Annotated in this window: 8 protein-coding genes; 3 read left to right on the forward strand and 5 right to left on the reverse strand. The window is 61.0% G+C overall.

The features are described from left to right. Position 1: 1 nt before the first annotated feature. A complete protein-coding gene (locus CKA38_RS09570) occupies positions 2-11,290 on the forward strand; it encodes an immunoglobulin domain-containing protein (protein WP_108825269.1) in 11,289 nt (3,762 codons plus the stop codon). Between the two features lie 118 nt (positions 11,291-11,408). Then, positions 11,409-12,392 (forward strand): ThuA domain-containing protein, encoded by a 984-nt coding sequence (locus CKA38_RS09575; protein WP_108825270.1) that lies wholly within the window; start codon positions 11,409-11,411, stop codon positions 12,390-12,392. Positions 12,393-12,570: 178 nt separating this feature from the next. Here CKA38_RS09575 and CKA38_RS16415 read toward each other — a convergent pair whose 3' ends face one another. Further along, positions 12,571-12,843 (reverse strand): transposase, encoded by a 273-nt coding sequence (locus tag CKA38_RS16415; protein ID WP_236918986.1) that lies wholly within the window; start codon positions 12,841-12,843, stop codon positions 12,571-12,573. Here CKA38_RS16415 and CKA38_RS16420 point away from each other — a divergent pair. Next, entirely contained in the window at positions 12,832-13,215 is a 384-nt protein-coding gene (locus CKA38_RS16420; protein WP_236918987.1) for a hypothetical protein, read from the forward strand. The two genes, CKA38_RS16415 and CKA38_RS16420, sit on opposite strands and share 12 nt — an antisense overlap. Before the next feature lie 184 nt (positions 13,216-13,399). Here CKA38_RS16420 and CKA38_RS09585 read toward each other — a convergent pair whose 3' ends face one another. The 4 genes from CKA38_RS09585 to CKA38_RS09600 are packed head-to-tail and all read right to left on the reverse strand — an operon-like array spanning position 13,400 to position 22,227. Continuing rightward, entirely contained in the window at positions 13,400-17,536 is a 4,137-nt protein-coding gene (locus CKA38_RS09585) for a glycosyl hydrolase (RefSeq protein ID WP_108825272.1), read from the reverse strand. After that, positions 17,533-18,831 carry an SGNH/GDSL hydrolase family protein gene (locus CKA38_RS09590; RefSeq protein WP_108825273.1) on the reverse strand — a complete coding sequence of 433 codons (1,299 nt, stop codon included), beginning with the start codon at positions 18,829-18,831 and terminating at the stop codon, positions 17,533-17,535. The genes CKA38_RS09585 and CKA38_RS09590 overlap by 4 nt, the downstream gene beginning before the upstream one ends. 12 nt (positions 18,832-18,843) lie before the next feature. Next, complete coding sequence (locus tag CKA38_RS09595) at positions 18,844-20,403, reverse strand: glycoside hydrolase family 16 protein (RefSeq protein ID WP_108825274.1); 1,560 nt, start codon at positions 20,401-20,403, stop codon at positions 18,844-18,846. Between the two features lie 12 nt (positions 20,404-20,415). Next, positions 20,416-22,227 (reverse strand): glycoside hydrolase family 2 protein, encoded by a 1,812-nt coding sequence (locus CKA38_RS09600; RefSeq protein WP_161554831.1) that lies wholly within the window; start codon positions 22,225-22,227, stop codon positions 20,416-20,418. Positions 22,228-22,373 lie beyond the last annotated feature (146 nt).

Raw genomic sequence — 22,373 nt, forward strand, 5'->3', positions numbered from 1 at the left:
CATGAAAACGTCCAATCTTTTTGCGCCTATGTATGGCATGATTCGCAACATTCTGTTTCCGGCTGCGCGCCTGGGCGCGTGCGTGCTGGCCCTTTCCGCGATTGCCTCTTCTTCCGCCCGCGCGGAAACGGTCAACGCCCAAGTCATGGTTGACTTCAACGGCTACGACAACACTGCGGGCCAGAACATTCTCTCCGGCGAAAATCTCCCGACGCAGGTTTACGGCATAGACACGGGCCTTGTCACCACCGGCACCCGGGACTGGCTCGGCGGCACCTCGGGGCCGCACGTTCTTACCGGATCGCTTTCGGCGCCCGCTTCCGTGCCCGGCTATGCCATTGCCCAGCAGGCCGGCGCGACAGACACATTTGTTCGTGTTTATGGTTCCCCCAATACCGTGCTTCGCCAGGCCTTCCGCGATCTCGCGTTGCCCATGAGCGGCACTGTTTGGGGCAGCTTCCTCCTCGAACAAAGCAAAACCGAAAGCGAGGACAATGCCGGCACGCCCGTCTTTCAAAAAACCGGCATTACTTTCAACACCAAATCCATCGATCCCGAGCTTGCCGCCAACGTCAACCGGCGTCGCATCTACGCGCACGGCGCCGACCTCGTCATCAATGGCACCAACGCCTCCGGCGATGACGCAGTCACTGTTTCCTCCGTCTTCACTGCCGGCCAGACCGCGCTCGTTCTTTTCCGCCACGACACTGCCAGCAAACAAACCGACCTCTGGGTCAACCCCGCAGAGCTCCCCGCCGATCCCGCTCTTCTTCTCTCCGCTTCCACGGCGATCCACTCTGGTGTGATTGATCTCTTCGGTTCGGGCACGCTCACCACTGTTGGTGTTGGCGGCAACTACTTCGTTGACAGGGACAGCCCCGGCTCCAGCCCCAACGGCCGCTCCGGCGATCTTGACGCGCTTCGATTTGATTCCTCCGCGCACGCCTATTACGCGGTCACGGGATTGTCGTTGCCGCCAGATTTTCCGCGCGCTCCGGTAATCTCCAATTTCAACGACACCGCGGTCGGGCAGATCGGCAGCGCAACAAGTGTGACCAACGACAACAAGGGAATCGGATTTTCCTCCGCCAAATGGGATGGCAGCGCCAATGAGACCGCGGGCAACCAATTCTCCTCCGTTGTTGCCATTGGTGCCGAGGATCTCACTCCTCCCGCCTACACGCGCTACGCCGTCGCGCAATCCGGCCCTCCGCGCTGCGTGTGGGGGAACAACGGTGTCATCACCAATATTCGCGGCGCATGGCGCACCCTTGCCAGTCCGCTCTCCGGCGAAATATGGGGCAGCTTCCTCGTCCAAAACGGAAAGTCCGGGCACACTGCCGGCCTCTACTTCAACCTTTTCGGCGGCGGAGGCGGCGCGCCGGCCAAGAATCGCTGGATCGCCGCCGTCGGCACTTCGCTTGTCGTGTATAACTACGGCGGCACCCAGGTCGCCGATGTTCCCGACGCATTCACCCTCGGTGAAACCGCCCTCGTTCTTTTCCGCATCAATACCACCACAAAAAAACTCACTGTCTGGATAAATCCCGTCCTCCCCGATAACACCACCGGTCTTGACTCGCTCACGCCCGCCTGCGACGTCACCACCGAGTTTCTCGGCGACGGCAATCCGCTCGAGCGCATCGGTGTCATGGTCACCGGAGGCCAGACCTCACTGACCAGCAGCGCCGATAAAATTGACGCCATCTGCCTCGCCTCCGGCGATACCGGCTATTACGCCGTCACCGGTTTGCTCGCGAAACCGATCATTCTCACGCAGCCGGAATCCCAAACCCGCACCACGGGTGAGACCGCGACCTTTGCGGTCAGTGCGACAAGCCAGTGGCCGCTAGTGTATCAATGGACGCATGGCGGCACCGCCATCACTTCGGGCACGGCCGCCACGCTGACGCTTTCCAACGTCCAGACTGGTGACGCCGGAGCCTATCAGGTGATGGTTTCCCACAGCGGCGGCATCGGCTCCGCAGTGTCCAACATTGCGGTTTTGACGGTTGGCACGCCCGAGCCGCTGGTGATCAACAGCGGCCCCACTATATCGCCATCCGAAACAGTGGGGGCGGGAGATGCCGTGACGATGACGATTTCGGCCTCCGGCAACGAACCGCTCACATACCAATGGCTGAAGGGCGGCGCGGCGATCGCCAGCGCGACTTCGGCCAGCTACGTCATTAGTTCGGCGGTCGTCGCTGACGCGGGTGATTACTCCGTTGTTGTTGATGATCCTGTTCACTCGCCGCTCACTTCCGGCACCGTCACGCTCACCGTCGTCGGCCCTCCCGTGATTCTCACGCAACCCTCGGGCACGACGGTGATCAAGGGAGCCCCGGCCAGCTTTGCCGTTTCGGCCACTTGCGCCACCGGGCCGATGTCTTATCAATGGTTCCATGATGGCGCCGAAATCACCGGCGCAACCGCCGCGACCTACGTTATCGATAGCACGGATACGACCGACGCAGGCGGATACTCCGTGAAAATTTCCAACGCTTCCGCTCCCGCCCACTATGTGATGTCCTCAACAGCCGCGCTCAAGGTGAGCTTGGTGGACGTCCTGGACGCCGCGGTGGTGGTGGATTTTAACGATCACGTCGTCGGGGCGCTGAACAATTCCGGCAACATCGGCTCCGGCGTGGGTTTTGACACCACGGAAAACAATTGGGCGGTGAACACCTCTGTCGTCCTGACGACGGCGATTGATCTGGCCGCGCCTGCCAGCACCCGCTATGGCTTCACGCAATCGGGCAATCCGAGGAGCGTCACTGCCGTCAACGCAACCGATTATGTGCGGCAAAACACACGCAAGCTTGCCACTCCGCTCACCGGTTTGGTTTGGGGCAGTTTTTTGGTGCAGCACAATCTTTCGAGCAACACAACCGGCTTGACGTTCAACTATGCCAATAACTCCACCACACCCGTTGAACGGTGCCGGCTGACAGCCGAGGGCACTTCGCTTGTCGCATACAGCGCGACGCAAAAGGCGACCGCCGCCGATGTTCTCACCTTTGGGCAAACCGCCCTCGTCCTGTTTTCCTTTGATACGGAAACAAAACAATTGCGCGTGTGGGTCGATCCCGTGCTTCCCGATGTGGCCGCGGAGATTGAAACGCTGACGCCCGTGATCGACACGACTCTGGACATCTTTACCAACATTGCGCCGCACGTGATTACCCCGAATCTCGAGCGCATTGGCGTCATGGGGCGCACGGTGCAGGGTAAAAGCTCGGTTGATCCGGCTTCCAATGGGTTTCTAGACTCCATCCGTCTGGCTTCCGGCACGGATGGCTATTACCGGGTCACTGGTGTTTCCATTCCTCCCGTGATCCTTGAGCAGCCCGTGAGCCGCATTGTGCCCGTGGGCTCGCCGGCCTCGTTTACCGTTTCCGCCACCGGCATCGGCGCGCTCGCCTACCAGTGGTTGCACGGCGGCACCGCCATTCCCACGGGCACGGCTGCCACGCTTTCAATCAATCCCACGCTTCGCGAGGACCACGGACAGTATGAGGTTGTCGTCTCCCATGCCGCCGGCGCCGGGTCGGTTGTCTCCAAGGCCGCCGCGCTGATTTTTGACGACGAAAAAGTGCCGATTGAGATTCTCTCGTTCGAGCTTGTTCCCTCCTCGACTGTGCACACCGGCACCGCGGTTTCGATAATCGTCTCCGCTACCGGCACCGTGTTCGACACCGAGCCGATCACTTACCAATGGTTGAAGGACGGTGTCGAAATTTCCGGGGCCACTTCCGGCACGCTTACCATGGATCCCGTCACCACTGCCGATACCGGTGACTACTCCGTGCGCGTGGACGACGCGGCCAAGGAACCCATCACTTCCGGCACGCTCCCGCTCGCCGTGATCGGCGCGCCCATCATCTTGGAGCAACCCTCCGGCACAACAGTGATCGGACGCTCGCCTGTCACACTTTCCGTGACGGCCACCAGCGTGAGCCCCATCCTCTACCAATGGCTGCGCAACGGCGTGGAACTCCCCGGCGGCACCGCCGCGGATTACGACATCGCCAGTGCGCAAATGTCCGACGCGGGTGACTATTCCGTGCGTCTCACCAACGCGGATTTCCCCACTCTCTACACCACGTTCTCAGCCACCGCCGCGCTCACCGTCATTCCGGCGGATATCGTTGGCGCATCAGTCGTGGCCGATTTCAACGATCACGCCACCGGCGGCCTTGCCGCCACACAGGACACCGGCATCGGTTTCAAACCCGGCAGCAGTTGGGACAGCGGCGGCAGCACGCTCACCAATATCGCGGCGGAAGACCTCGTTGCTCCCGAGGCCACGCGCTACGCCATCACGCAGACGGGCAACCCGCGCTGCCTGTGGGGCAACAACAACGATTTTGCCAATATCCGCATGGGCACCCGCCTGCTTGCGACACCGCTTTCCGGTGAAGTTTGGGGCAGTTTCCTCGTCCAGAACGGCAACGCCGAGCACCGCACCGGCATAACCTTTAACCTTACTCCCGGCGGGAGCGGCACGATAAAGGAGGATGACGGCACCAGTTCGCGCTGGCTCTACGCGCGCGGCACCTCGCTCGTCGTGCGTGACAACGCCGGGCAAGAGACCGCTATTGTCCCCAAGGTGTTCACCCTCGGGCAGACGGCGCTTGTGCTCTTCGCATACGATTCGACCGCGCAACGTCTTCGCGTTTGGGTCGACCCTGTGTTGCCGGATGGCGTGGAAGACCTTGCCGGGATCACTCCAACCTATGATAGCGGTGACACCGTGCCGTTTGATCTTTTCGGCATCGACGGCGCGTTGATGCGCGTTGGCGTCTTTGTCAACGGCGGCCAGGCTTCCGCCGCCACCGCCGGCAAGCTCGATTCGCTTCGCCTTTCCTCCGGCCCCGCTGGCTACGCCCATGTGACCGGCATGTCCGAGCCGCCGGTCATCGTTACGCAGCCCGCGGCAAAAACAGTCGTGAATCGCGGCGCGTCGGTAACGCTCACCGTTTCCGCCACCGGTTCCAGCCCGCTGCTTTATCAGTGGACATTGTGGGACGCCCCCATTCCCGGCGCGACGGGAAGCAGCTACACAATTCCCGCCGTCCAGGCGGAGCACGTGGGCAAATATCGTGTCATCGTTCGCAACGACGGCGGCGCGGCCTCGGCGACTTCCGACCTGGCGGTCGTTTTGATCAGTGAGGATATTATTCCGCTCGCCATCACACAGCAGCCGTCAATGAATCCCTCCACGGTGGAGGACGGCTCGCCGGTGTCTCTGTCGGTGGCCGCGACGGGCACGCCGCCGCTGGAATATCAATGGCGCAAGAATGGGGTGGCCATTGCCGGCGCGACGGGCAGCGCGTTTTCGATTCCCGTCTCGCATGTCGCGGACAGCGGTGACTACGATGTCGAGGTCGTCGATCTTTCGCGGGAGAAACTCACGTCGAGCGTTGTTCCGCTTCGTGTCCAGACACAGCCATCGATCATCACCCAGCCGCAGGATGCCGTGAGTTATGAGGGCGGTCCGGTGAGCTTCACAGTCGAGGCGGAAGGCACCGATATTACTTATCAGTGGAAGCGCAACGGCGCTGACATCGCCAGTGGCACGAGCGCCATGCTCACTCTTTCCAATCTCACCGCGGCGGACAATGGCGCCACTTACAAGGTGGTGGTCGCCAATGGCGTCGGTTCCGTTGAGTCGGATTCCGTCACGCTCACGGTCGAGGGATCGACAAATCCGCCGACGTCCGGCTCAACCGAATCCGCCGCGGACGCCACCATTGAAAATGGCGCCAAGGCCTCGGCAAATCTCAATGCCTCCGGGCTGCTTGTCGCCGCCCCGGGCACGGCGGACGGCGCGCGCAAGAGCTATCTCGCGTTTGACTTGCCGCTCGCAGTCGAGTCAACCGATGCCACCGCCGCGTCGCTCACCCTCACCCTCGGCGCCGAACCGTTCATTGCCACGGGCACGGCGGCGACGCCTCCGAACAATCCGGTCAGGCTTCGCTTGCACGGCATCGTGGACGGCAACGATGTTTGGGCCGAGGACACAATCACGTGGGACAACGCGCCCGCCGCGGCCAGCTCGCAAACCTCGCCCGGCGCCGGCACGATTCCTCTTGCGGAGCTCACCCTCGACACGGCCGCCTGTTCGCCGGGGGACACCGTCACATTTGCCGATCCGCGCATCACGCAATTCCTCAACTGGGCCGCCGGCCGCCGTGGTGATCTCTATGGCAACGGCAAGGCCAGTGATTCGGATCACAAGGTCACCTTCGTGATCACGTCCCTCGACACGGGATCGGATTTTGCCGGCGTTCGGTTTGCCGACAAGGAAGCCGGCGCCGCCGCTCCGAAACTCTTCTTCGACACCGCGGCGTCATCGACCCCGGTGGTCTCGGACAAACTCGAAAATGATCGCTACATTGTCACGCTCGCGGCGGATCGCGGCGTCGATGTGCAAGACAAGGCAACCGGCGCGACGAAGCGCTTCGCCGCCGCGTTCGAGGTGGTGCATAATCCGAACAGCCCGGAGATCAACTATGCCTCGGTTGACAATGTCGGCGGGGCCAATTTGCAGATCAGCCTTCCCTCATGGAAAACCGATCCCTCGCTTTCCGCCGAATTGGGAGCGCGCGCGCACGATTACGGCGCGGCCGAGGGCACGCGCACTTACATCACGTCCAATCATGCCGTGATCAACGACGGGCGCATCGTCTGGCGTTTTGCGCCGGCGGACAGCGCGATTGCCGGCTTCTTCGCCTCGCTCGAACTGCCGGCCGGCACGGAGGCGCCGCGCCTGCGCTGGACACTTTCGGCCGCGGAAGCGCGTTACTACGCGGTTTCCTTCACGGGTCTGCCCGAGGTTGGCAATGAGGATGTGAGCTCCTTCTACATGCCCGGGGTCTGGGATGATCGCCGCTTCCCCGACAAACAATATGTCATCGACGAAATCCGCGCGACCATACCCGCGGTGTTGCGCAAGCTGGTCGATGAGACGGTGACCGCCGGCGTGGTGGTGGACCCGTTCGAAATTCCGAATCGCGTTTCGACGCGCCACAACGGCGGCTTCGGACTCAGCGCCAACGACCTCGCGGCGGCGAGCAGCGTGCCGGCGATCATCGCGCCGCTCTACGGCAGCGCCGGTTCGCTCACGGACGGCTCCCTGTCATTCTCCGTCAGGCTCGTTGTCAATGAGGACACCGTTGATGCGACAATCCACGATGTCGTGACCGGCATTTACGGATTCCGCGATTACCGCCGCAATCTCGAGGGCGGCTCGCTCAACACCGCGCTCGACAACCTCGTGGACTTGCTGCTCACCGAGGACGTCGATCCGAACGACAGCGTCGCCAAGGGCTACAGCTACTGGCGCGCGAACGACAAGGCCAACGAGTATGTCAACGATTCCCCCACGCTCGTCCGCTTCCAGTCCGCCGCCACCGCGCTCGGGCTCGCGATGGTTCGCGACGATGCGGGTTATTATGAGAAGCGCGCGCTTCCCTCGATCGAGTATTTCATGTCACGCCAAAAGGACACCATGCCTTTTGCCTCATACGATCCCGCCAGTCCGATGGGTGGCCCGGTGAGCACGTATTATTCGACCGACTTCTTCACACTGCTCGCCCTCACAGGCGGTCGCACCAGCGCTTTTGCCACACTGGCGGACCAGGCTTGGGCGAATTCCTTCAGCGGCGGCGCCACGCTGCTGGAGGTGATTGGAAGCAGTTCCGATCTCTCGAAAGCCGACACCTACAACTACGTCTTTTCGACATGGCATTCGCTCATCGCCGGCTATCGCGCCACGGGCAAGGACGAGTATTTGAAGGACGCCCAGGTGATCGCCGACAATTACATAAAGTATCGTTACACCGAGGGTCCCGCTCCGGATTTCAGCGACGTCAAGAACAGCTTCTGGAACCAGGTCAGCGGACGCTGGGAATCCTTGCTGGAGATGCATGAACTGACCGGCAACGCCACTTATGCCGAGCATGCAGCAAAGGCCATGGATGAGTTTATCCGGCACATCCAATTCGCCCCCGGTGTGAATGAACTCACCGTGGATGGCAAAAGCGCGACGACACCGGCCATCAAGTCCGCGCTTGTGTCCGAGGTCGGCCTTACATCCGAGGCTTCGGCCACGTCGCTCAGCCATCGCGGTATTTTCATGAGCGCCTATGCCGCGCCCTCGCTCATGCGTGTGGCGGGGCTCACGACCGATCCGTTCTACGCGGCGGTGTCGCGCTCCGGCATCATCGGCCGCTGGCTCAATTATCCGGGCTACACAATACGCGATCATTATTACGCCGATTTGCTTCGCGCCGATTATCCTCTGCGCTGGTATTCGGAATACCTGAACACGGCGCACATGAACCATCCCGCCATGCTCGCCTCGATCACGATCGACTACCTCATGGCGGACACGGAATACAAATCGCAGGGCGCGATCAAATTCCCCTATCAGTTCAGCGATTCGAAGGCCTACTTCCGCGGTCGTGTGTATGGCGGCGCGCCGGGCGAATTCTACGGCGAAACCGGAATCTGGCCCTGGCTGCCGCGCGGTCTCGTTTCGCTTTCGGGCGAAAATGCCGTGCAGCTCAATTACGTCGCGGGCCATGGCAACGGCCGTCTCTACATCGTCTTCTCAAACCAATCGCCGGATGCGGTCACCGCCACCGTCACCGTGTGCTCCGACAAGGTGCAGTTCACACCGGGCGCGCGCATGCGCGTGTGGGCCGACAATGTGTCGCAAAGCCACGGCAGCTTCGAGAACGGCGTGACGACGGTCACTGTTTCGCCGGGCGGCATCACCGCCATTGCGATCGACGACGCCGCGGCGCAACTGGAATTGCAGGCCGACTATCAGCATGGCAACGGGGCGGCGCTGCCGGAGGAGAGCTTCAGCCAGCGCACGGATGCCGACATCGGTCGCATCACCGGCGCCGTCCTCTCGCTCTCGCCGACCCGCCAAAGCGCTTACGTTTACACCGACGCCGCGCCGACACTGCTCTCGGCCGCCACGCTCACTTACAGCATTGACGGCGGTCCGGCGCAGACCTTGGTGAAGGATGCGTTTCCGTTTGAGTTCAGCGTGCCGCTTCCCGCGGACGCGCAATACTTCACCTACTCCGTCACCGGCGTTCCCGCTGGCGGTGGCGCTGAGATCGGCGACAACGAAGCCACGCTTTATCTCACGCCGGCGCCCGTCATCACCAATCACCCTGTTTCATTGACCAAAAACAGCGGCGAGCCCGTGCTCTTCACGGTCACGACCGACGACCCGGGCGGCGTGTATCAATATCAATGGTTCAAGAACGATGTGCCCATCCCCGGCGCGGATCATTCGTCCTACGGATTCCTTTGCGCGGCGTCTGATGATGGCAGCGAGTTCTACGTCGTCGTCAGCAAGGGGCGCATTGATGTCGTCAGCGATCCCGCGACACTCACCGTCGTGCCCAAGCCCGATCTGTCGATAACGACCCAGCCCGTGGGAGCGACGCTTGCCGTGGGCAATTCCTATACGCTTGAGGTCCTGGCCGAAAACGCGTCGGGTTACCAATGGTTCAAGGATGGCCAAATCGTGCCGGGCGCGACATCGAGCACGCTCCTGCTTTCCGGTGCGGATCATGATTCGGGCAACTATTACGTTATCGTTTACGGCCTGATTGGCGAGGTTGCCAGTTTCATCACGAGCGACACGGTCGCGGTGACATTCACACCGGTTGCCGGGGCTCCCGTGATCACGAGCCAGCCGGAAGGCAAGGCGGTCACGGCAGGCACCGCGGTCACGCTTTCGGTGACGGCCACGGGCGCGACTTCCTACCAATGGTATCACGATGGGAACGCGATAGCCGATGCCACGACCTCGGTGCTGAATCTGATTGGCGTGCAATCCGAGAACGGCGTTTACCATGTCGTCGTTTCCAACAGCGCCGGCGGCACGGTTAGCGAATCCGTGGTGGTTTCTGTTCTGCCGCCGCCGCAAACCATCATTACGCAGCCAACCGGCGGAACGGTGCAGTATGGCTCTGGATACACGCTTTCCGTGGAGGCGTCCGGCGACGTCGATTACCAGTGGCGCAGGGACGGCGTCGCCATTCCCGGCGCGACTTCCTCGACGCTTGTGCTTTCGGGCGGCGCGGCGGATGCGGGCGTTTATGACGTTGTCATCATAACGCCGGGCGGCGTGATCACCAGCGCCCCGGCCACGGTGACCATCACTCCCAATCCGGACAGCGAGTTTGCCCAATCCTCTGGAATCGTGGCGGATGCCACCGGCGCCATTTATGTCGCCGACTCGACGCGCCACATTATTCAGGTGATCGCGCCGAACAAAACCATGACGACCTTTGCCGGCATATCCGGTTATTCCGGCGCGGTGGACGGCGCCCGCTTGCAGGCGAGGTTCAACAAGCCTTCCGGCCTCACCGTGCGCTCGGGCACGCTCTATATTGCCGACACTGGAAACAACAGCATCCGGACAATCAACACGGCGGGCATCGTCGCCACCCTGGTCGCGGGAAGTGGCAATCAACTCAAGGCGCCCGCGGGAATCGTCGCCGATTCGTCGGGCAATCTTTATGTCGCCGACAGCGGCAATCATGTGATCCGCAAGATCACCGCCGCCGGCTCCGTGAGCACGGTTGCCGGGGTGTTGTCCGCGTCGGGAACGGCCGATGCCAGCGGCACGCTCGCGAAGTTCAACAAACCCGCCGGCATTGCGCTCAATGAGACCGACGCGATGCTTTACGTCGCCGACAGCGGCAACCACACCGTGCGCGCAATCGCGCTCGCCAGCGGCTCCGTCAGCACGCTCGCGGGCATGCCGGGAACCCCCGGCAGCGACGACGGGGCGGGCGTCGCCGCCCGTTTTAATGCGCCGGGCGGCTTGGTTGTTGATGGCGATGGCGACATTTACCTCGCCGACACGGGCAACTCGCTTGTCCGGCGGATCACGCCGACCGGTGATGTGACGACTGTCGCGGGTTATCCCGGCATCGACGAAATTGCCGGCGTTCCCGGCTTCAAGGACGGCACGGGCACCAATGCGTGGCTGGACCATCCCGCAGCTCTCGCCCTCGCGCCTGATGGCAGCCTCTATGTTGCCGACAGCGGCAACAAGGCGATTCGCGCGATTGATGCTTCCGACAAAGTGACCACGCTCACAGTCACCTCGACAACAAGCGGCACGACAACTCCGCCGCCTGTGGACTCGGGCAACAGTGGCGGCGGTGGCGGGGGAGGCGGCGCGCTTTCGCTCTGGATGCTTGCCGCGCTCGGATTGCTTGCGGTCATTCGCAGAAAACTCGCGTAACGCGGACTGCTTTTCGAAATATAGGGCGTTACAAATGAAACGGTATCAACATCGGGTAGGGCGCGCGTTGGCCGCCCTGCTGGAAACGGCCTCGTCATTTTGAAAATGCGATAGCGCGATGAAAAGAATCATCACATTGTGCATGGTGTCGCTGGTGTGCCTGGCCGTTGGCCGTGCGCAGTGGTATCCGTTCAAGCCCGATCCCGTGATCACGGAGGAGCAGGCGGCGCGGTTGCATGCGGTCAGTCCGGCGTCCGCCGCGGTGGCGCCGATGAAGCCGCGGCGCGTGCTGGTGTTTTCGCGCACATGCGAATTTCGCCACAATCAAGGAATCGCGACAATCAAGCACCTGATGCGGCACACGGGTGAAAAAACGGGCGCGTGGGAGGCGGTTGTGAGCGATGACCTGGCGAATTTCGAACCCGCGGTATTAAAGGGTTTCGCCTGCGTGGTGCTGAATAACAGCACCGGCATGTTTTTTGCGGAGCCCGAGCCCGAGCTTGAAAAAATGCCGCCGGAACAGCAGGCGCGCATCAAGGAGCGCGACGCCCGCCTGCGCGACAATCTCATCGACTACGTGGAGGCGGGCGGCGGCCTTGTCGCCTTCCATGCGGGCGCCGACGCCTATCATCGCACCGGGCAATATTACGCGCGTTTCATAGACATGATTGGCGGCAATTTTGCCGGCCATCCATGGACGTCCAATGACACGACGGTCGCGCTTGTGGAGGATCGCGACTCGCCGATTACGCGCGGACTGTGGCCCGCCGGGGAATTTGTGATGCGGCACGAAACTTACATGTTCGGTGACGCCTTCGACCGCTCAAAACTCCGCGTGCTGATGGCGCTGGACATGGAGCGCTCGCCCAAGCGCAAGAACGCGCGCGCCGACGGCGACTGCGCGCTGGTGTGGATCAAGCGGCACGGCAGGGGCCGTGTCGCCTACAGCGGTTTCGGCCACAACATGAACATTTTCCTCATTCCCGGAGTTCAGGATTTGCACATGCGCCTGGTCCAATTTGCCTGCGGCGATCTGGCGGCCGACACCGCGCCCTTCGCCAAGCCGCCACGCCTCGCCGAAGGATCGCACGAGAAAAAATAGCAAGTCGGACGCCAAAATAACGCATGCGCAAGGAGCGGCGGCGTCTCGCCGCCGGACGCGAGCAACGCGAGCGCCTCTTGCGTGGGTGTTTTCGAATGCACAACTACGAAACGAGCGAGGCTTTCGCCTCGTCCGGCGGCGGGGACGCCGCCGCTCCTTGCGCACGCGTATTTGTTATTCAATACATTTTTGCGCGCTCACTTTCAAAAAGCGTGTAATCGCAATCCGGCAGGCGCGCTTTTTCCGGATTTCTGCGAATGTAACGCACGCAGCGTCCGAAGTGTTTTTCGTCACGCACGAGACGATCGAAATAATCCTTTTGCCAGCCGGGCCATTTATCACCGAGCAGGGGTTTGAGTTTGTGCGCCGTGTAGCTTTTCCACGTTTGCACGAGATCGATCAGCGCCACGCCATTAAGCGTGGCGAACAGCGCATGCACATGATTTGGCATGATGACAAACGCGAGCTGATGACTGCGCACGCCTTCAAAATGATGAAGCGCGCCAGCGACGATCCCAGCGGCCTCGCGCTGGCGCAGCGCACAACAGCCAATGCCGGAGTCGAGCAACGTTTCCATCTGCGAAGAAAATCGTTCATGGTATTCGCGTTCCTGCGCGGCGGTGTGCGGGGACGGATTCTGTTTCAGCCACAGGTCGCGCTCCCATATCCACTGTTCCCTCAGCGCGCGCGGTATGGAATCCGCAAGCCGGAATGTGACAAAATATGTCGCGTTCAGTTGATCCCAATGTGGGAGCCGGTTGCGAAGAAACTCAATTTCGGCGTAAGGGTTGAAGAAACGCAAGGGGGCATCGGGGATCATTAAAACCAAGCATGAGCCAAAAATAACGCATGCGCAAGGAGCGGCGGCGTCCCGCCGCCGGACGAGGCGAAAGCCTCGCCCGTTTCGCAATAGCGTATTCGAAAACACCCACGCAAGGGGCGCTCGCGTTGCTCGCGTCCGGCGGCGGGGACGCCGCCGCTCCTTGCGCACGCGCATATTTGATGCGTTATTTTTCTTCCACGAGCTTGGTGAAAACCAGCCTGGCTTCTCCGATCAAACCCGAGGGCAGGGGACCGTATTTCCATGGATAATAATCAGTCGGTTTGATGGTTTTCGGATCGGGATAATGCGTTTGCATCGAGTTTGCCCATGTCAGCCGTTCGCTCTCCGGCAAGGTTGCGTCGTGGAGGCAGCGGTTAACCCAGGTGTTTGCGACTGAGATTTGCAGGGCGTTCTTGCCGACGCGCACGCAGTCGGTGATGTCGAGTTTGTAAGGCGGGCGCCAAAGCGTTCCGGCTCGTTTTCCGTTTACGGTGACTTCGGCAACCTCGCACACTTGGTCGATTTCAAGATAGACGCGCTGGTTTGCCGCCACTTCGCGGGATGTGAGTTCGATGTCTTTTGTGTAAACCGCCATGCCCGAATAATGCCTTATGCCGGGCACGGGAGATTCGGTCCACGAGACGAGTTTTTCGAAATGCTGTGTGTCGGCTGGCGCGCCCCATTTTGATTCGAACGTAACCGCAAAAGGCCCCGAAATGGTTGTCGGGGGAGGCACATTCTTTTCGAAGAGAACCATTTTCGAGCCGTTCGCCTTTTTGATTTCAAGGTTTCCGGGCGCGAGGAATTCCGCGGCGAGTTTGCCCGTGTTGGTCATGAAAAGCTTGGGCTCGGCAGTTTTGTCCCGCGAGTCGGTGATCCCCTCAGTTTTATTCATGAACGCAACGACTTCGGACGCGGACAACGCGGATTTTTCAATGGAGAAATTCGAGGCGCTTCCCTTGTATTGGGCGCGGACGGCCGAGGGCGGGTGCACAATGCGCCCGGATGATTTCGAGGCGGCGGCGACTTGTTTCCCGTTTATATACAAAGCGGGTGTGTTGTTTTTATATACAACGGCGATTCGTGTGTTTTCCGCCACCGGGTGGTCATGGACGATGATGCTGTTGAGATAGCCCGCACCGTGTTCGAAAACGGCGATGGAGTTTTTGCCGACGCTCAATCCGGCGCAGGCGTGCTTCATGTCATTGAGCTTGATGTGCATTTGCTCGGGATAGAGCGCGAAGTTTTCGTTGCCTCCTCCTCCCGGGGCGATGCCGGCCGCCGAGGCTTTTGTGATTTTGCGAGTGCCCGACGGGGAAACCGTGACGGCGAAGGTGAAGTCGCCCGAGATTTTTGTGTTATCGACGGCTTTGCCGCCAGTCACGGATTTCGGGAATATTTCTTTTCCGTTGGCGATGATTTTGACAGCGGTGTCCCGTGACGGCGTTTTGTTTTCAAAAATAACAAACACCCCCTCCAATTTTCCGAGCGACAGCGGAATGAGGGTGCGGCCCTCTTCCTCGATGGCGGCGGGAACCGGCTCTGTTTTTCCGGTCTCAGGATGCCAGAGCGAAGCCTTTTTGCCGGTGACTCGGAAGGACATGATGCCGGAGCGTCCGGCGCTGGAATCGCGATTGATAACCCAGAACCATTCCGTGCCGTCTGCGTGTTCGCGGTGCTGCCAGGCGAGGTCCTTTGAGTCGGCGGCGTTGTCGAGGACGCAGGTGAAGGGTTCGCGGAGTTTGAGCGCGGCGATTATTTCGTCCGGTGTGTGGCCAACGTGAAGCGTGCCCTTGCCAAGGCGGCGGGCGGCCTTGGAGCCGTCGCCGAAAAGTTCGTCGGCAAGCGCGTGCCAGCGTTTTTTTGCCGCGTCGCCGCCGCGGAGTGTCGGGTTGAAGACAGGTTTTTGCCCGGCTGCGATCGTGGCTCCGGCGGCGAGAAGCGATTTGAGTTTTTCGAGGGTTTCGAGACGGAGCGTGGTATGCGGGGAAATGAACATCACATCGTAGCGCATTTGCCCGGGGCTGAGGAGGCGGCCGTTTTCGACGCGAAGAAAATCGCGGACGCCGTCGCCGTTGATGATGTCGTATTGGTGCGCGGTTTTCGTGGACAGGGAACCGGGTGTCGTGGGGATTTCGTCGGAATAGAAGTGGAGTATCCGCGCGGCGTATTTGCCCTGCTGGAGCATGTATTGGACGCGGGCGATGTAGCTGAACCAGGCCTTGGAAAGCGGCCACCACGGCATTTTTCGGTTTTGTGAAACGCCCCAAGGCTCCATCTGCCAGCCGGGGGCGCGCTCATCGGGCTGGTGCGTGTAGGTGTGGAAAACGGAGACGTTGGGACCGGCGAGCAGAAGCGTGTCGAGCGTGCCCTTCATAATCCACGGGGTTTCCGCCCAGTTGCCCTTGCGACTGGTGAGCGCCTCGCAAGTGACATATTGCTTTCCGTAAAAATGGGCGGTGGATGCGGTCTCGCGGGAAAACGCGGTGCGGATTCCGGCGACAACCCCGGCTTCGCGCGCGTCCTGCCAGACTTCGGTCATGGGAAAATCGGCCTCGCGGTAAGAGTTCATCGGGTCGCGCATGAAGATGCCGCTGGCGGGCTCGGTTTCGTATTTTAATCCGGCGTCGCGCGCGAGGGAGCCGAGCTTTCCGTAGAAATTATTCATGACGAGCGACGAGAAAGTGCGGCGGAGGTCGCGGAGAAAGTTTTCAGTTGTATCCACACTTCCAATACACTCACCGGCATAGACGGGCAGCCAGGGGAGGATGTCGTAGCCGTTTTGCTCGCGGAAATACCGGTCGAAGTTTTCGCTCCAGTTTTGGTGCCCGGCCTCCCATGAGTCGGTCTCGATGATGGAGAAGGTTTTCCCGGCGAGCGGGCCGGCGGCGGCGATCATTTTGCGGTCGTAGGAATCGAAATGATGCTCGACGGCGGATGGCTCGAATTTGTCCACTTCAAGGCCGCGCCCGGCGGGCGTGGCGGGGTGGATGACCTTGCCCGTCGTGGTGTAGCCGATGCGCATGACAACCCACTCGCCGTCGGGAACGCGCCAGCGAAGGGTGTCGCCGTTGTCGGCGGTGTTCGCGGTGAGATTTTGAATTTCGCCGGGTTTGAGAATAAGTTTTTCGGGATAGGCCGCGGTTGTGGCGCGGACCTGCCCATGCGTGGCGACGACGCCCGCCTTGGCGGGGAAATTGTCGATCGGGAAGGCGGCGCGGGAGTTTTCCCCGGGAGCGAGAAGTTCGATTTCGGAAAGTTGGAAAACATGCTCCTTCACCACGCCGCGATGCACGCGCTCGGTGGGTTTTTTGCTTTGATAGCGGACAACCCTCCAAAACTTGGCCCGGCGCGGTTCAAAGGATGCGGAGGTGTCGGACTGGTGAAATTTGAGCTCGCACACCTTTTCGAAATTCACGCCGTCGTCGGACGCTTCGAGAAAGATGTTTAGCGGAAGTTCATAAATCCAATAAACCTCTGTGAAAATTCCCGCGGCTTCAAACGGCTCGGCGAACTCGAGCGTGACGCCTGCAAATTGATCGGGGCTTTTTTTCTCGTAGGAGAAGCCGACGCGCTTGTCATCCGCCATGCCGTCAAAAAGGCGGACGAGGCCTCCCTCGCCGTCGCTGGAGCGCTTGGGCAGCCCGCCTGGGCCGGGACGGAATTCGCGCTGACCGCTGGTGGCCTTTGTGTATTCGTTTGATGGATACACGCGTTGAAGGACGCCCGGTTTGTGCATGGCGAGGAGGGCGGGGCGCTTGGCGGGCCATGCGAGGACGGCGATGTCGCGTGCGAAGTCGAGTTTGCGATCGAGCGCGGGAAGCGGGATGGTTTGCTCCGCTCCGTTTCCCGTGACGCGGATGGTTTTCATCGACAGCTCCTTCATGGACAGCTCGGGCGTGATCCACGGGCCGCCCGCCTCGGACCAGCCGTCGCAGTTGTGGATGCCGATGCCCATTCCGTATTTCGAGGCGGTTTCGACGGTGAACTTGAAAGTGTCGAACCACTCCGGCGAGCCGAAGATGAGCGGCCCCTGAAGCTTGCTGTTGACGGAAAAGATGCGCGCGAAGCCATAGCCCTTGCCGGCCATTTCGCGCAGGTCGTTTTCAATGCCTTCGCGCGAGACGTTTCCGTTTATCCAGTGCCACCAAGTCTGCGGCTTGGCGAAACCGGAGGGGGCCGCGAAGTCGGCGGTATTGAGCGTGTGCCGCGGAAGATCGGGGTTGTGGGTGGTGTATTTGTGGAAGTCCATCGACGCGCTTGCGGTGCAGGCAAGCGCGCCGCAGAGAAGCATGCCGGCGGCGAGCGCGTGTGTTTTCATTTGAGGACAGGCGGTGAAAGCGGTTCGCCCACGAAGAGCAGGCCGCAAAGATAAAGGCCGTGCTGTTCATAGGCGGCGTCGGAGAGCCCCGGTTTTTTCATGATGGCGGCCTTGTCGATTTTTTCGTCGAGCAATTCGATTCGCACGTGATGCTCGGTGTCCTCGAGCGGCCTGGGAACGAACCACGGCTTGAGCGGGTGGCGCCCGGGAGTTGAGAAGGCGTCAAACAGGGTGCCGGTTTCCACGATTTTGCCGTCGATGGTGCAGCGAAACTTTCCATTCTCCGCGCCTTTCAATCCGATGATTCCAAAGCGCGTGCCCTTGAACGAGAACTCGATCGAGGCGCCGGGCTTGAATGTTGACCAGACCGGCGGCGCCATTTGCCCCGCGTGACGGGTCACGACATCGGTTGCGGAGAGTTTTTTCCATGCGCCGGATTTTGCGGCATCGGCCGGGATGATGAGTTTTGCGCGCGTCCAATTGTCGGCGCGAAGCGGGGAGGGCAGGGGGGCGGCCGCGGGGAATCCGGTTTTGAGGAGCGCGGGGAGCGTGCGTTCGAGCGTAACGGCGTAAACGCGGTGACCGGCCCCGGTCGGGTGTGTTTTGTCCCGGGTGAAAATGATGCGGCCTTCGGAATCGTTTCCATTGGCGTCGGCTTTGACAGAGGCCGGCGCCGAGAAGACGAGCGTGTTTGCGGCAACACGGCGCGCCACCTCAACGCCGAAGTGAATCGTCGGAATGCCGTAGTGCGCGGCCACTTTTTCCATGGCAATCGCGCTTTGTTGATAATTGCCGGACTGGAGCGCGGGCAGTTGCGGTTCCGAAAGTGTGTAAACAAAGCAGATGTCGGTGTCCGGGCTCCGTGTGCGCACCTGGCGAACAATGCCCTCCATCTGCGCCTCTATGAGCGCGGGAGCGACGCCCCCGTCGTTGACCGCGAATTCAACGAAGAGGAGGTCCGGATTTTTTTCGAGAACATCGCGCTCGAGCCGGCAGGCGCCGTAGTTGGAGCCGGTGCCGGAAACCGCGGCGAAAATCTCCGTAAACTTGGCGTTCGGAAACGCGCGTCGCAAAATCTCGAGCGTGTGCACGCGCCAGCCGTTGGCCGCGGTGATGCTGCCGCCGAGAAAGGCCACGCGCACGTTTTGCTTGCGGTTTATTTTTTCCGCTGCGTTGGGGAGCCCGGCGCGGACATTGAGCTCATTCGCCCCGGGGGCGGATGCCCGGGCTGAATGGGAGACGGGGAAAATTGCCGTGAGCAGGAGCGCGGCAAGGAGCAGGGTGGTGTGTTTCATGGAGATAAAGTGTTAGTTGGGCAGAACGCTGGCAAAACTCGTGCCGAGCCGAAATGTGGACGGGCGGACTTCGCCTTTGCCGGTTGTGTTTTCAATGCGAAAGGAGACGGCGCAACCATAGGCGGCGCGTTTTTGGTTGATGTGCCAGCCGTTGGTGATGTTGGTGCTGCCGGCCGCGGTTATGTTGGCGTAGAAAAAGGGCTCCTCCCCGGGCAGCGGCTGGTCGAGCGGGAAGGCGCACACGCTGATTGCCGGATGATTGAGGCCGCGCCGCGGGGTTATCCGGGCGACGAGAAGATAATCGGTGTCGTCCTTGAAGAAGGGTTCTTTCCGGTCGCAGGCGGGCCAGGCGGTTTTTGTGTTCGCGGGCGACCATTCATTGCCGATCGACGCGAGGAGATTGTTGCCCGCGTCGACGCCGAGCGTGGCGACGGGTTTGCCATCGATGTTGAGAAGCGCGACCCGGGGCGCGGCGCCGGCGGTCTTGCGAAGGGTGAAACTGATGTAGCTGGGATGGCGGTCGTTGACGTTGATGGGGCGGGTGATCGCAACGGGCGCCGAGTCCGGGCCCGGTGCTTTCAACCGCGTCTCTTGTATCGATTTTTTGGATACAAGAGACGCGGGTTTGTAAACGCGCACATAATCCACGGCCATGAAGGTGCCGTCGGCGGCGTCCGAGAGGGGCGACCATTTGTCGCCCCAGGGGAGGTTGGCAAATATGATGTTCATCCGGTCGCCGGTGTAGCCGCCCATGTAGCTCCAATCGGGCTGGCCGTGGCGGCCGTAGGCGGATTTTTCGCGATCCGCGGGCCATTGTTTGAGCTTGCCGACGCCCGTGCGCCATTGGTCGCGGTTCGCGGGGTGTTGCTCGCCACGCCAATACTCGACGCCGTCGAGATAATAAATCAGTTCGGTTTCGCCGAGCCAGAGTCCCCACGTGTGATAATCCCCGAAGCTGTGAAGGGCGACCTGCCCCTGGGCTATGTCGACGGGTTTGCCTTTTTCGTCCCTTGCGTAGGCAAATGTTTTCCAGTCGTGCCACGCCTGGTTTCCATTGCCATTGAGCATTCCGGGGAGATCGGGAACCCGCACGTCCTTGCGCGCCTCGACGATGTCGATTTCGTAGCGGTCTCGAAAGCCGTCCTTGCCCGGGTTGCTGATCGAGGCGAGCCAGAAGGCGTTGTTCACGCCGGGGCATTGTCCGGATTTGAAACGGGCCTCGATGTAAACATTGGGGCCGAATGTGTCCCGTGTGTAAACGTAGCCGGATGTCCATTTGACTGTGCGTTTGCCGACGGTGCGCGACTCCTTGCGCACATGGAGGAGCAACTCGCCGTTTCGGACTTCGAGATTGTCGGGCCCGCGCGCGGTGTCGTGCTTGATCTTGGTTTCGTAGGCCTGCGAAACCCACACGCGTTCATCAAGCCGCGGTCCGTCAAAGTCGTCGGAAAAAACGAGCGCGAAGTTTTCGCCGAGTGTTTGCGGCGGGGCGGAGAAAAGGACTGAAAAGCCGAGGGGCTGAAGGGCTGAAATGAGCGCGAGGGCGGCGAGGCGTGTGATTGGGCGAATCATGGCGGTGTGTTGTCAGCGGATTGCGGGTGTCTGCCATTCGTGTTTTTTCAGTTCCGCGGCGACATGATCATAGAGAGCGCGCGGTTTGAGGTTTTCGTCTACAATGCCCCAACGTCGGTAGCCGTCGAGCCCGGTGCCGGGATAGCGGCTGGAATAATCGTTGAAGGACCAGAAGGAAAATCCGCATATCCACGGGCGCGCCCTTACGATGGCGAACATTTGGTCGAAGTGGTCCAGGCGTTCTTGTTCATTTTTCACGCGGTCGGCGCGCAGGCCAAACTCGGTGATGAGCACGGGTTTGTCCGGCCATGCCTCATGAACGGGATCGAGAAAGGCGGCGGCATCCTCGGGTTTGAAGTAGATGTTGGTGCAGATGAAATCGACGTGGCTCATGCTGAACGTCTCCGGTGGTTGCTGTTTTTCACGGAGTATGCGCAGCGGCCTGCCGATGGCGGCAAAGGTGACGGGACGCGTGGTGTCGAGCGACTTGACGAACGCGGACATTTGTTTGGTCCACGCGACACCCTCGGGCAGCCATGATTCATATTCGTTGCCGACGCTCCACCCGACGACGCTAGGGTGGTTCCATGTGGCTCGAACGAGCGCGCCCATGCCCGCCTTGAAACGGGACTGCAGTTCCGGTCGCGCAAGATCGGCGGCGGGCGTGCCCCAAATCGGATACTCCGCAATGATGAGCATGCCGTTGCGGTCGGCCCAATCGAGCGTGTGTTTGCTGACCGGATAGTGCTGGAGGCGCGCGAAAACCAAGCCCGCGTCTTTCATGAGCTGAAGGCTATGGGCGACGGCTTCGGGGGCGATGACTCCGTCAATCGTGTTTTTCTCGCGCGTGCGATTGCCGCCCGCGAGACGGACGGGCTCGCCGTTCAGCAAGAATTGTCCGTTGGCGATGCGGATTTCGCGGATGCCGAACGCGTCCGTGCGCGTGTGTCTGGAGGATGGCGTGCGGACGGTGACGCGGCTTTCGTAGAGCTTGGGATTGGCGGGGGTCCAGCGGGTGATGTTTTTGAGCGTGAACTCAGCCGTCGTCCTGCCGTGGAGCGTCCGGGTTGCGATTGGTTTTTCGGGATTCTCGGGATCAATGATATCAATATTAATGACGGCGTCCTTGGGCAGTTTTTCGATGCCGGGCCACAAGGTGATCGCGACGCGGGCGGTGGTGGGGCTTGTTGGCGCGGCCTCGATTTTTTGCATGTCAATGCGCGCGGCGGGAAGCGATTCCAGTCTTACGGAACCGAGGATGCCGCCGTAGTTGATCCATGGATACAACTGGTCGTTGGCGCGTTTGCCGGTGCGCGAGCCGGGGATCGTGTTTTCGTTCCAGGAGTTGTCCACGGCGACCACCAGATAGTTTTGTTTGCCGGGCTCGATGGCGGCGGTGGCGTCGATGGCAACGGGAATCCCCACGCTGTCATGCGCGCCCATATCGCGGCCGTTGAGCCAGACGCGGCATCGTTCGCCGATGGCTTCGAATGTGATTCGCCATTCGGTGTCGCCGGAGCCGGGCGCGACGGGAACAAAGGAGCGGCGATACCACATGACACCGGTGTATTCGCCGAAGCGGGCGTCGTTTGTCCAGCAATGCGGCGAGCTGGCGAAGTCCCATCCATTTGCGGTGGCGGGCTTGGCACGGTTCCAGTCGGCGGGCGGTTTGTGCCAGTCGAGTTGCTCGCCCCGGCGCATGGGATCCATGGCGAGAAACCAGCCCGCGCCGTCCAGCGACTGAACGGTTGCCGCTGATAAAGTGAAAAAAACAAACGGCGACAAGAGGAGCGATAGTAAGAGGCGTAGTGTGGGATGTGTCATGATATGAAGTGGGTTTAATTCAAAGTGATGTTGGCGAGGCGCGCGTGCGCAAGGAGGGGCGGCGTCCCCGCCGCCCGACGCGTGCAACGCGCGCGCCCGTTTCGCATATTGGGCAACGAATAACTCAAGCGATTCGATTGCCCGCC

The organism is Ereboglobus luteus (assembly GCF_003096195.1).
Taxonomy (GTDB): domain Bacteria; phylum Verrucomicrobiota; class Verrucomicrobiia; order Opitutales; family Opitutaceae; genus Ereboglobus; species Ereboglobus luteus.

Coding starts and splice junctions, on each gene's coding strand:
- CKA38_RS09570 (WP_108825269.1), top strand. CDS start 2: ATGAAAACGTCCAATCTTTTTGCGCCTATGTATGGCATGATTCGCAAC.
- CKA38_RS09575 (WP_108825270.1), top strand. CDS start 11,409: ATGAAAAGAATCATCACATTGTGCATGGTGTCGCTGGTGTGCCTGGCC.
- CKA38_RS16420 (WP_236918987.1), top strand. CDS start 12,832: ATGATTTGGCATGATGACAAACGCGAGCTGATGACTGCGCACGCCTTC.
- CKA38_RS16415 (WP_236918986.1), bottom strand. CDS start 12,843: ATGCCAAATCATGTGCATGCGCTGTTCGCCACGCTTAATGGCGTGGCG.
- CKA38_RS09585 (WP_108825272.1), bottom strand. CDS start 17,536: ATGAAAACACACGCGCTCGCCGCCGGCATGCTTCTCTGCGGCGCGCTT.
- CKA38_RS09590 (WP_108825273.1), bottom strand. CDS start 18,831: ATGAAACACACCACCCTGCTCCTTGCCGCGCTCCTGCTCACGGCAATT.
- CKA38_RS09595 (WP_108825274.1), bottom strand. CDS start 20,403: ATGATTCGCCCAATCACACGCCTCGCCGCCCTCGCGCTCATTTCAGCC.
- CKA38_RS09600 (WP_161554831.1), bottom strand. CDS start 22,227: ATGACACATCCCACACTACGCCTCTTACTATCGCTCCTCTTGTCGCCG.